This window comes from Brevundimonas sp., assembly GCF_041911375.1.
Lineage (GTDB): Bacteria > Pseudomonadota > Alphaproteobacteria > Caulobacterales > Caulobacteraceae > Brevundimonas.
In genome coordinates this window covers 1-11,780 of the sequence record NZ_JAYRPA010000001.1, presented here as the reverse complement: position 1 = coordinate 11,780, position 11,780 = coordinate 1, and the positions used below count along the sequence as shown (strand labels likewise).

Here is an 11,780-nt window from a genome sequence, read left to right as displayed (position 1 = left end):
GCCTCTTCTTCTTATTGAACGCTAGTGGGTCACGACCGCGCATTCCCAGCCGTCGTAGTCCAGCTGGAAGGCCGCGGCCCAGGTCTGCATCATGGCGGAGACGGGCGCGAAACTGGCTGCGTCGACCGCCATGGTGGTCTCGAGAATGGTGGAATCGCCGGAGCCGCGGGTCAGAAAGCCGGCGCGGCGCGCGACCTCGTTCAGATCGCCGTGGTCGCCCTCGCCATAGAAGTAGAAGATCGTGTGACGCGGGGTCACGCCGCTGTCGCCCTGTTCGGCCAGCGCCGCGCGCACCATGGCGTCGCGTTCGTCATGACTGATGTCCGAGGCGTCCAAGAATGTGCGATCCTTCGTTCGTCGCGCGCAAAGGCCGCCGCTGGCGAAGACAGGCCATGCGGGGCAAGGGTGAGGTGTTCGGCTAAGCCGCCCGTTTAGTGGGCGGGGGCCACGGGAGCAAGTCTTCTCCCGCGACGCCTTCATGTCGCCACGACTGAGGCCAATTCGCCACACATCGCTGCGGAATCGCCATCTTTGCGTCATGAGATTGAAACAACGACGCCGGTGGCTCTAAGCCAGTACCCTGATATCTGAAAATGGGGTTGCCTGTGGCTTATCGCATCGGTCTATTCAACACGTCCGCTCTCGTCGGCGGCGCATTGGTGGCGCTGGCGGCCACAGCGCCGGCTCTCGCGCAGGAGACGTCGGTTCAGGGCGAGGCGCAGCAGACGAGCGAACAGCCGGCGGAGGTCGGCGAGATCGTGGTCACCGGTTCGCGTATTCCGCGTAACGAGTTCACCAGCGCATCGCCGGTGCAGGTGCTGACGTCCGAGCGCGCCGAGCAACGCGGCATCAGCGATACGGCGCAGTTCCTGCAATCCTCCACCCTCGCGGCCGGCTCGCCTCAGGTGAACTCGGCCATTTCCAGCGCCTTCGTGACCGACGGCGGGCCGGGCGCGGCGACCATTTCGCTGCGCGGCCTCGGCGCCAACCGGACGCTGGTGCTTCTCAACGGGCGTCGTGCGGGCCCGGCAGGCACGCGTGGCGGCGTGTCGTCCTTCGACCTGAACGTCATCCCGCAGTCCGCCATCAACCGCATCGACATCCTGAAGGACGGCGCCTCGTCGATCTACGGATCCGACGCCGTCGCCGGCGTGGTGAACCTGATCACCGACCAGAACCGCGACGGCGGTGAAATGTCGGCCTTCGTCACGGCGCCGTTCGAAGGCGGCGGCGAGCAGTTCAACCTGTCCGGTTCGTTCGGCAAGAGCTTTGACCGCGGCCACATCAACATTTCGGCCGACTATTACCGCCACGAGGCCCTCCGCGCCGGCGACCGCGATTACCTGACCTGCACCAATCAATATGTGTTTGAGCCGGGCACGCGTAACCGCGCAGACCGCATCGATCCCCGCACCGGTCAGCCGCAGTGCACCGACTCGCCCTGGGGGCAGGTCTACGTCTACGGCAGCGATTTCTCGGGCCGCGCCGGCCGCTTCCAGTACGACTATGACGGCGACCTGGGGCAGTATATCCCCACGCGTCCGACCGACCCGGCTGTTTCGGCGATGTATCCGACAGCGCCCGCCGGTTTCTACCTGGTCAACTACGACACCCCTTCCCGGGCGGTGACGAACAACCTGCCGGAGTTCGCTAAGGAAGCTTCGGTCATTCCCGAGGTGGATCGCTACACAGCCTTCATCGAGGGCTCTTACGACCTCGGCGGCGCAGAGGTTTACGGCGAGTTCCTGCTGAACCGCCGTGAGAGCCGCACGGACGGTTTCCGTCAGTTCTGGAACTACACCTACACCGCTGACTTCCTGGACTACTACTATGGTCCGGGCTCCGGCGGTGACCCGGTTACGGGCTTCACGGGCCTGAACCTGCTCAGCGCCACGCCGATCACCGATCACTTCGACCAGTCACAACGCGTCGATTATATCCGCGGCGTCGCCGGAATCCGCGGCGACCTCAGCGTCGGCGCGCTGAAGAACTGGAAGTGGGACGTCTTCGTCCAGTACAGCCGCTCGGATGGCGACTACACGTCCGACGTCATCCTGCAGGACGCCGTCGACTCAACCAGCTTCAAGACCGAGAGCTGCGTGGGTTCGAACCTGCCGGTCAGCGGCCGCCCCTGCATCGACGTCGATTTCACGGATCCCGACTTCCTGGCCGGTCGTCTGACGGACGAGGAACGCGCCTTCCTGTTCGACACCGATACGGGCAACACCCTGTATGAACAGACCTATGTCGAGGGCTTCATCGGCGGCGACGTGATGGAGCTGCCGGCGGGTCCGCTCGGCTTGGCGTTGGGCTTCCACCTTCGCCGCGACGAGATCAACGACACGCCGGGCGAGATCACCTTGGCGGACAACAGCTGGGGTCTGTCGGGGTCGGGCATCACTGCAGGTTCGGACGACACGCGTGAGGTCTACGCCGAACTGTCCGTTCCGCTCCTGAGGGACGTGGCTTTCGCTCGTGAACTCGACCTGTCCCTGTCCGGCCGCTACACGGACACCAAGACCTCGGGCGACGCCAATACCTACAAGGTGGGGCTGAACTGGGAACCGATGGACGGCATTCGCTTCCGTGCATCGCACGGCACCTCTTTCCGCGCTCCGGCGCTGTTCGAGCTCTACCTGGCCGACCAGACCGGCTTCCTGTCCCAGCGTTCGATCGACCCGTGCCTCAACCTGGACAACAGGCTGGCGGAGGGCTCCGTCTCGCAACAGGTCTATAACAACTGCACCAGCGCCGCTGGGCCGGGCGGCGGGGTTGACGGCTCCTATGCGGGCGCTCCGTCTTCGGCGGAAATCGTGACGGGCGGCGGCCTCGGCGTTCTGGAGCCGGAAACGTCCGAAGCCACGGTTCTGGGCGTGATCCTCACCCCGCCGGACAGCGGGCTCAGCATTGCGGTCGATTACTTCGAGATCGAAATCCAGGACGAGGTTCGCAACCTCGGCGCTGCGGGCATTCTGAACGCCTGCTACACCTCGGACAATTTCCCGTCCGATCCGATCTGCAACCAGTTCGACCGCGACGCGGGGACCAGCGGCATCACACAGGTCCGGGATTCCTATCTGAACGTCGCCGAGCAGACCAACCGTGGTCTGGACTTTACGGTGCGTTACATCGCCGATACGCCGTGGGGTGAACTGACCCTGGACAGCCAGACCACCTGGACGCTGGAAGATCGCACGGCTCTGTTTGAAGACGCGCCGGTCGATCCGCTGGGTCGCATCGGCAACCCTGAGCTCGTTGGCAACATCAACGCCAGCTTCGCGCGCGGACCTTGGACGGCGTTCTGGGGCTTTGACTGGATCGGCAATCAGGACAGCAGCCTCGACTACATCGACGACAACGGCGATCTCTTCGAGACGATCGATGGTCGCCGGGTCGAGGTGAAGGCTGTGGCCGAGTTCACCAGCTTCCACAGCGTCTCGCTGAGCTACGACAGCGACAACGGCTGGCGTATCAGCGGCGGCGTGTCGAACCTGTTCGATGAACTGCCGCCGGCGGCCACCTCGTTCGCCACCACGGTGCAGGGCAACTCCGTCTTCGGGTCGCAGTACACCGAGGCCTTCTACGGTCGTCGTGGCTTCCTGCGGGTCAGCAAAACCTTCTAACGCGCTCTTGCGCATCGGAAGGACCAACGTCTAGGGCGGGGGCGGCGGAGCGATCCGCTGCCCCCGCTGCGTATATCGGCAGTCTCCGAAAGGCTTTATTTATGGCGCGTATCGGCGGCATTCCTGACACCCTGAACGAACAGGTCACGCGGTTTGTTCAGGCTCCGCTTGAGCAACCGGTGCTGCTCAACAGCGTCCCGAAGGGCGGCACGCATCTTCTGCGCAACATCATGAGAATGTTCGTGCCGGTAGAGCAGCATTACGACGCCGACTTCGTTCAAATCCCGAACATGCACCTACATCTGGATGCGTTTAACCCTCACGCGCCGATGTTAAGTGCGGCGCATCTTCTGTTCAGCGACCAGTCCTACGCCAACGTTCGCACCGCCCGTCATATTCTCATGGTCCGCGATCCGTATGACTGGGTGCTGGCGCGGGCGCGGTTCTTCGTCTCGGAGGAGTTCCAGCAGGACAACATCGCTCATCTCAAATCCGGCGTGTTTCCTGCTGAGGCCATCATCAACATGATGATCTTCGGCATTCACCAGAAGTCGCCTGGTCTGATCGACATCTTCACGCACAATGCGGCGGCTTGGCTTGGAACCGGTGTCCATCTGATCCGATACGAGGACCTTCTGGCATCGGTTCAGGATCTGGAATCTCGTCGATCTGAAGCGTTGTTCGCGAACCTTTTGGAGGCCTGCGGCGTCGCCATGCCGGCGGACTGGCGCGAGCGAGTGCGGATCGGCGCCGACCGAAAGTTCAGCCGCACGGCCAGGGAAAACCTGAAGCCGGTCGCCAATGTCGTCTTTCCACACGAACTCTCGGCGACGCAGAAGGCTCTGGTCGATTATCACGCCCCCGGCTTGAGGGCGCTCCTGGGCTACGCCTGATCGCCGATCGCGGCGATCCAGTCTGGCAGTTCGTCGATGCGGCTCAGCGAGACATAGCGCGGATGGCCCTCGGGCGCGTCGGCCAGTTCGTGGGCCCAGGTGACGTGGTAGGGGATGTGGACGCCGAAGGCTCCCGCCTCGATGGCCGGAAGCACGTCGGACTTCATCGAGTTGCCGGCCATCACCGCCTCTTCTGGACCCGTGCCGTGACGCGCGAAGACCCGCTCGTAGGTGGCGCGGTCCTTTTCCGAAACGATCTCGACGGCGCTGAAGCGGTCGCCCAGGCCGGACGCGGCCAGCTTGCGCTCTTGGTCGAGCAGGTCGCCCTTCGTGACCAGGACCAGACGGTATTTCCCCGCCAGTTCGTCCACCACCGCGTCGACGCCCGGCAGGGTCTCGACAGGGTGGGCCAGCATCTCGCGTCCTGCGGCCAGGATCTCGCGCACCACCTCGGGCGGCGCGCCGCCGTCGCAAAGCTCCATCGCCGTCTCGATCATCGACAGGGTGAACCCCTTCACTCCATAGCCGTAGAGCCGCAGGTTGCGCCGCTCGACATCGGCCAGGCGCGCCTCGATCGTCTCCGCGTCGCCGTGATCATCCAGCAGGTCGACGAAGCGCGCGTGGGTCAGGCGGAACAGGGTCTCGTTGTGCCAGAGGGTGTCGTCGGCATCGAGGCCCACGGTGGTGATCGGCATGGTCGCTCCGGCGCTGGGGAGGGCTGTTTGGCGCCTCGTTCAGAGCGACGCAAGACAACCGACGGGGCCGTCCGCGCGTATCCGGATGCAGATGGAGGAGGGCGACGTGAAGCAGTCGGCTGTCGTCGTGGGCGCGACGGGGGGAATCGGCCAGGCCCTGGTGCGGCGCATTGCGGCCGATCCGCAGTTCGACATGTGCTGGGCGACGTCCCGCGCCGGCGCGCCGGTTCCGGGCGCCCAGGCGGTCGCTCTGGACCTTCAGGACGACGCATCCCTGCAGGCGCTGGGTGAACGCATTGGTCAGGGGCCGCCGCCGACGCTGATCGTGGTCGCGACAGGCGTGCTGCACGACGGCAAGAGCCCCGAGCGCGCCTATCGGCAGTTGGACCGCGACCATCTGGAGCGGGATTTCCGGATCAACGCCATCGGGCCGGCCCTGGTCGCGCGCAGCCTGCTGCCGCTCATGCCCCGCGACCGGCGTGCGGTGTTCGCGGCCCTGTCGGCGCGCGTGGGTTCGATCAGCGACAATCGCCTTGGGGGCTGGCACGCCTATCGCGCGTCCAAGGCGGCGCTGAACATGATCCTGAGGAATCTGGCCATCGAGATGGCGCGCACCCACCCGCTGGCGGTCGTCGCGGGCCTGCATCCCGGCACGGTGGACACGCACATGTCGGCCCCGTTCCAGAAGGGCGTGGCGCCCGAGAGACTGTTTTCCCCCGAGGCGGCGGCCGAACATCTGCTTGGCGTGCTGGCCGGCCTGACGCCGTCCGACACCGGCGGGGTGTTCGCCTGGGACGGCGCGCGCATTCCATCGTGACTTGAACCGCGCGGGCTCACGGCCGAGAAGGACGTATGAAGCGTATTCGGCTCGCCCGACTGGTCTCCGCCGTCACGGCGTCTGCGGCCCTCGTTCTGGCGACGGCGCCCCTGCCGGCCCCGGCCGCAGACGCCTCGGCCGTGGTCGCCGAAACGTCTGCGCCCTCTCGCGAGCGGATGCGCATGAACCAGCGCGTGTTCGACCGCGTCTGGGACGAGGTGCGGCGGGGCTATTACGATCCGGCGCTGCACGGCGTGGACTGGCGTGCGGCGCGCGAGCGGTTTCGCCCTCTGGCCGTGACCGCCTCCGACGATCGCGCGCTGTATGGCGTGCTGAACGACATGCTGGATCTGCTGGACGACGGGCATGCCGGGGCCAGCCCGCCGGCCGCCGTGCGCCGCCAGGCCCGCCAGTATCAGCGCCGCGCCGTCCTGGGGCTGACCCTGATGGCGGGCGACGCGCGGGACGTCTGGACGGTGGAGCGCGTTCGGTCCGGTTCGCCGGCCGAGGCCGCCGGCGTCCAGGTCGGCTGGACGCTGAACAGTCTGGACGGGCGGCCCTGGGGCGCCGACGTCGAGGTGTTCGACGGGCGGCCGGTCCAGCTGGTCCTGACCGACGAGGACGGCGTCGGGCGCGAGGTGACGGTCACGCCGCGCCTGATGGACGGGCCGCAGCCCTTCGTCGCCGACCGCTCGCGGCCGGGCGTGCTGGTCCTGACGGTCGAGCAGTTCGACGAGGGTCTGGGGCGCTGGGTCGGGGGGCAGCTGGAAGGCCTGGACCCGGACGTGGACGTGATCCTGGACCTGCGGGCCAATCCCGGCGGGCGGCTGTGGGAGGCGGAGTCGGTGCTGACCTGTTTCCTGCCGCGCGGCCAGGTCTGGGCGACGCGGACGACCCGGTCGGGGCGGGCCGTGACCTTGCGGGCGGACGGCGACTGCGGCGACCATGACCAGCCGGTCCCGAACGCCGTGGCGGTTCTGGTCGATCAGTCCAGCCGCAGCGCGGCCGAGCTGACCCCGGCGGCGCTGCAGGAGGCGGGACGGGGACTGGTGGTAGGCGAAACGACCGGAGGCTCGGTCCTGATCGCTCAGGACACCGATCTGCCCGACGGGGGGCGCCTGACGCTTAGCCGCTCCGACTTCGTCACCCGGGGCGGCGTTCGGCTGGAGAAGCGCGGCGTGACGCCGGACCTGCTGGCTCCGCGCACCCTGGCCCAGCGGCGCACGGGCGCGGACCCGACGCTGGAGGCGGCCATCGCCGCATTGGATGGGGCGGGCTCGACGGCCGCGGCCGCTGCGATCGACCGCTAGGATCAGCCCCGAATGGGTCTGACGCGCGATGCCGCCTCGCGCGCGCGTTCGCGCGCTTCATCCACCGTCGCCCCGCGCGCGGTGGCCACGCCCATGCGCCGCCGCTCGAAGCTCTCGGGCTTGCCGAACAGGCGCAGGTCGGCGGTCGGGACGGACAGGGCCTCCGCCACGCCCTCGAAAGCGATCCCTTGGGCCTCTATGCCGCCGTAGATGACCGCGCTGGCGCCCGGTTCGCGCTGGGTGACATCGACGGGCAGGCCCAGAATGGCGCGGGCGTGCAGGGCGAATTCGCTCATGGTCTGGGTGGCCAGGGTGACCAGGCCCGTGTCGTGCGGGCGCGGGGAGACCTCCGAGAACCAGACCTGGTCGCCCTTGACGAACAGCTCCACGCCGAAGACGCCCAGGCCGCCGAGCGCGTCGGTGACCTTGCCGGCGATGTCCTGCGCGGATTTCAGGGCGGCGGGCGTCATGGCCTGGGGCTGCCAGCTCTCGACATAGTCGCCCTTCACCTGGCGGTGGCCGATGGGCGCGCAGAAATCGGTTCGGACCTGGCCGTCGGCATCCAGCGACCGCACGGTCAGTAGGGTGATCTCGAAATCGAAGTCGATGCGGCCCTCGACGATGACGCGGGCGGTGTCGACCCGCCCGCCGGACTGGGCGTAGGTCCAGGCGTTGGCCGCGTCCTCCAGGGCCTCGATCATCGACTGGCCCTTGCCGGAAGACGACATGACCGGCTTGACGAAGACCGGCAGGCCGATGCGTTCCGCCGCCTCGGCCAGTTCCGCGGCGCTGCCGGCGAAGGCGTAGGGGCTGGTCGGCAGGCCCAGGTCCTCGGCGGCCAGGCGGCGGATGCCCTCGCGGTTCATCGTCAGCTGGGTCGCGCGCGCCGTGGGAATGACGCGGGCCAGACCGGCGGCCTCGATCCCCGCCAGCACGTCGGTGGCGATGGCCTCGATCTCGGGCACGATGATGTGCGGCGCCTCGGCCAGGATGACGCCGTTCAGCACCTGGGCGTCCGTCATGGGGATGACGTGGCTGCGGTGCGCCACCTGCATGGCGGGAGCGTTGGCGTAGCGGTCGACGGCGATGACCTCGACGCCCAGCCGTTGCAGCTCGATGGCGACTTCCTTGCCCAGCTCGCCGGAGCCCAGCAGCATGACGCGGACGGCGGTGTCGGAAAGCGGGGTGCCGAGTTTCATCGTCTGCTCCACAAGCTTCCCTCTCCCGCTGGGAGAGGGCTTGAGCGCACGGCGGCGAAGCCGTCGTTCTTGCGCGAAAGGGAGAGGGTCGGGCGGTGCGAACTGGCCCACCGGCCGACCCTCATCCGGCCCTGCGGGCCACCTTCTCCCAACGGGAGAATGGCAGGTTCTTTAAAGCCGCGCCTTGGCCGCCGCGACCACCGCCTCGGCGGTGACGCCGAACTTCTCGTACAGGACTTCGGCCGGGGCCGAGGCGCCGAAGCCGGTCATACCGACGAAGGCGCCGTCCTCGCCGATGAAGCGTTCCCAGCCCTGCTTGATGGCGGCCTCGACGGCGACGCGCACCGTGCCGCGACCGATGATGGAGGCCTGATAGGCGGCGTCCTGCTGCTCGAACAGTTCGAAGCAGGGCACGGAGACGACGCGGGTCGCCACGCCTTCGGCCTCCAGCGTCTCGGCCGCCTTCAGCGCCAGGGCCAGTTCCGTGCCGGTGCCGAACAGGGTGACCTTGGCCTCGCCGGACGCCGGCTTGATCTCATAGGCGCCCTTGGCGGACAGGTTTTCCGACGCGGCGACGGTGCGGACGGCCGGCGTCTTCTGGCGCGACAGGGCCATGGCCGACGGGGCGGTCTTCGTCTCCAGCGCGATCTTCCAGCACTCCATGGCCTCGACCGTGTCGGCGGGGCGGAAGACCAGCAGGTTCGGAATGGCGCGCAGGGCCGCCAGATGTTCGACCGGCTGGTGCGTCGGGCCGTCCTCGCCCAGGCCGATGGAGTCGTGGGTCAGGACGTGGATGGCGCGCACGCCCATCAGGGCGCCCAGGCGGATGGCCGGACGGCTGTAGTCCGAGAAGACCATGAAGGTGCCGCCGTAGGGGATGACCCCGCCGTGCAGCGCCAGGCCGTTCATGGCCGCGGCCATGCCGAACTCGCGGATGCCCCAGTTGACGTAGCGGCCTTCATAGGACGGGGCGTCCAGGATCGGCGTGCCGGCGACGAAGGTGTTGTTCGATCCGGTCAGGTCGGCCGAGCCGCCGACCAGTTCGGGAATGGCGGCGAACACCTGCTCAAGGGCCGCGCCCGACGACTGGCGCGTGGCCTGGGCGGGCTTGGTCTCGACCAGTTCGGCGATCTTGGCGTTCAGAGCATCGAAGGCGCCCTCGGGCAGGTCGCCCTTCATGGCGCGGGTGAAGTCGGCGGCCTGGGGCGAGGCGGCGAGGCGGGCCTCCCACTTCTTGCGGTCCTTGGCGCCGCGACGACCGACCTTGGCCCAGGCGTCGGCGATGGTCTGGGGCATTTCGAAGGGCTCGTGATCCCAGGCCAGGCCCAGTCGGGTGGCGGCGATCTCGGCGGCGCCCAGGGCGGCGCCGTGGGTCTTGTGGCTGCCCTCCATGGTGGCGGCGCCCTTGCCGATCTTGGTCTTGCAGGCGATCAGCGTCGGCTTGTCCTGGCGCTGGGCCCACTTCAGGGCCGCCTTGATCTCGCTCATCGAATGGCCGTCGATGGCGCGCACGGCCCAGCCCGCGGCCTTGAAGCGCGCCTTCTGGTCGGTGGCGTCCGACAGGGACACCTTGCCGTCGATGGTGATCTCGTTGTCATCCCACAGCACGGTCAGCTTGTTCAGCTTCAGCCGGCCGGCCAGGGCGATCGCTTCCTGGGACACGCCTTCCATCAGGCAGCCGTCGCCGGCGATCACCCAGGTGCGGTGGTCCACCAGGTCGTCGCCGTACTTGGCCGCCAGGTGACGCTCGGCCAGGGCGAAGCCGACCGAGGTGGCCAGACCCTGACCCAGCGGGCCGGTGGTCACCTCGACGCCCGGCATGTGGCCGTATTCCGGGTGGCCGGCGGTCTTGGATCCCCACTGGCGGAAGTTCGACAGCTCTTCCTTGGTCGCCGCCTTGTAGCCGGTCAGGTGCAGCAGGGCGTAGATCAGCATCGAGCCGTGGCCGGCCGACAGGATGAAGCGGTCGCGGTCGGCCCAGTCCGGGCGGCTCGCGTCGAACTTCAGGAACTTGGAGAACAGCACCGTGGCGACGTCGGCCATGCCCATCGGCATGCCGGGGTGGCCCGACTTGGCCTTTTCAACCCCGTCCATGGCGAGGACGCGGATGGCGTTCGCCATCTGCTCGGGCGTGGCCTTGGGGGCGGTTTTGGCGTCGGTCACGGCGAAGACCTTTCGTCGGAAGGCGGAAAAACAGGGGCGCGCCGCCTTTACCCCGGCGCGCGGTCGGGTTCTATACGGATTCTCAAGGAGCGACCGATGGCCGACGCCACCACGGCCGCACGGGCCCGGATCGACCGGGCTCTGGCCGAACTGGAACGCAAGATACTGGAGCTGAAGGCGCGCCCCGCCTCGGCGCCGCCCATCGCCGACGACGACCTGTTCGCGCCGCGTCCCCAAACCGCGCGCGTCGCCGAGCTGGAGGCCGCGGGGCGCGAGGCGTCCCAGGCCCTGGCGCGCGCCGCCGACGCCGTGCGCGAGGTTCTGGCCGAGACGGAAGGGGCCGACTGATGGCGACGGTGACGGTGGAGGTGAATGGCCGCCCCTACGCCGTGGGTTGCGCCGACGGCCAGGAAGAGCGCGTCCGCGCCCTCGCCGGACAGTTCGACGCCCAGGTCCGCTCGGTCGCCGAGAGCGTCGGCAATGTCGGCGACCTGCGTCTGTTCCTCATGTCGGCGCTGATCCTGGCCGACGAACTGCATGAGGCGCGCGCGGGCGGCGGCAAGGACGAGACGCCGTCGTCACCCCCGACGCCATCGAACGACGGCGTGGCCGAGGCGCTGAATGCCGTCGCCGCCCGGCTCGAGAAGATCGCGCAGCGTATTTGACGATGCGGTGACGCGGCCACGAAGATCGGCGCTGGCGCCCGGCCGGGGGAACGCCTATCTTGGCTGACGGCGGGTCCTGCTGCGGCCCTCGTCGAAGGCAACATTTCCTCGCGACCTTAATTCACTCGAAGGGATCTGTCCCTGTTTGGGCTCGAGGGCCCGGGCACACGGAGCCCACCTGGCTACCCAGGTCGAGAGGATTTAAACCGCCCTTCACGGTTCTTGCGGCGCCGCCACCCTTCTTTCCGTCGAGCGCTCGCGACGTGGTCGCTCGCTGCATGAGCGCCCTGGGGCGCATCGCCCGGGCGCCGTCATGTCAGACAAGCACGAACGCCGATCCGCCGCCCGGGCGCTGCGAAAGCGGCTGGCCGAGGCCGACCCGGCGGCCGCCGCGCGCGCCGCCGCGCACGCCGAT

At 68.1% G+C, this 11,780-nt stretch carries 10 protein-coding genes; 6 read left to right on the top strand and 4 right to left on the bottom strand.

Going from position 1 to position 11,780, the window contains the following annotated elements; all coding sequences use genetic code 11:
• Positions 1-21: 21 nt before the first annotated feature.
• Positions 22-336, bottom strand: coding sequence for a hypothetical protein (locus tag ACE3PU_RS00050; RefSeq protein WP_374385413.1), 315 nt, complete (start codon positions 334-336; stop codon positions 22-24).
• Positions 337-605: 269 nt separating this feature from the next.
• On the opposite strand from ACE3PU_RS00050, the gene ACE3PU_RS00045 reads away from it, so the two are divergent.
• Positions 606-3,623, top strand: a complete 3,018-nt coding sequence (locus ACE3PU_RS00045) for a TonB-dependent receptor domain-containing protein (protein ID WP_374385412.1) — start codon at positions 606-608, stop codon at positions 3,621-3,623.
• A gap of 101 nt (positions 3,624-3,724) precedes the next feature.
• A complete protein-coding gene (locus tag ACE3PU_RS00040; RefSeq protein WP_374385411.1) occupies positions 3,725-4,516 on the top strand; it encodes a hypothetical protein in 792 nt (263 codons plus the stop codon).
• Here the strand turns inward: ACE3PU_RS00040 and ACE3PU_RS00035 are convergent.
• A complete protein-coding gene (locus ACE3PU_RS00035; protein WP_374385410.1) occupies positions 4,507-5,211 on the bottom strand; it encodes an HAD family hydrolase in 705 nt (234 codons plus the stop codon). The two genes, ACE3PU_RS00040 and ACE3PU_RS00035, sit on opposite strands and share 10 nt — an antisense overlap.
• Positions 5,212-5,317: 106 nt before the next feature.
• Here ACE3PU_RS00035 and ACE3PU_RS00030 point away from each other — a divergent pair, with 106 nt between their 5' ends.
• Together ACE3PU_RS00030 and ACE3PU_RS00025 are read left to right on the top strand one after the other, a co-directional pair.
• Positions 5,318-6,028, top strand: a complete 711-nt coding sequence (locus tag ACE3PU_RS00030) for an SDR family NAD(P)-dependent oxidoreductase (RefSeq protein ID WP_374385409.1) — start codon at positions 5,318-5,320, stop codon at positions 6,026-6,028.
• A gap of 35 nt (positions 6,029-6,063) precedes the next feature.
• The gene (locus ACE3PU_RS00025; protein ID WP_374385408.1) at positions 6,064-7,338 is read left to right on the top strand and encodes a S41 family peptidase; all 1,275 of its coding nucleotides are present in this window, start codon (positions 6,064-6,066) and stop codon (positions 7,336-7,338) included.
• Positions 7,339-7,340: 2 nt separating this feature from the next.
• Here ACE3PU_RS00025 and purT read toward each other — a convergent pair whose 3' ends face one another.
• Both purT and tkt read right to left on the bottom strand, forming a co-directional pair.
• Positions 7,341-8,537, bottom strand: coding sequence for a formate-dependent phosphoribosylglycinamide formyltransferase (purT, locus tag ACE3PU_RS00020; RefSeq protein WP_374385407.1), 1,197 nt, complete (start codon positions 8,535-8,537; stop codon positions 7,341-7,343).
• A 171-nt stretch (positions 8,538-8,708) separates the two neighbouring features.
• Complete coding sequence (gene tkt, locus ACE3PU_RS00015; protein ID WP_374385406.1) at positions 8,709-10,700, bottom strand: transketolase; 1,992 nt, start codon at positions 10,698-10,700, stop codon at positions 8,709-8,711.
• A 96-nt stretch (positions 10,701-10,796) separates the two neighbouring features.
• Here tkt and ACE3PU_RS00010 point away from each other — a divergent pair, with 96 nt between their 5' ends.
• Together ACE3PU_RS00010 and ACE3PU_RS00005 are read left to right on the top strand one after the other, a co-directional pair.
• The gene (locus ACE3PU_RS00010; protein ID WP_374385405.1) at positions 10,797-11,048 is read left to right on the top strand and encodes a hypothetical protein; all 252 of its coding nucleotides are present in this window, start codon (positions 10,797-10,799) and stop codon (positions 11,046-11,048) included.
• The gene (locus ACE3PU_RS00005; RefSeq protein ID WP_374385404.1) at positions 11,048-11,365 is read left to right on the top strand and encodes a cell division protein ZapA; all 318 of its coding nucleotides are present in this window, start codon (positions 11,048-11,050) and stop codon (positions 11,363-11,365) included. Before ACE3PU_RS00010 ends, ACE3PU_RS00005 begins: the two co-directional genes overlap by 1 nt.
• Positions 11,366-11,780 lie beyond the last annotated feature (415 nt).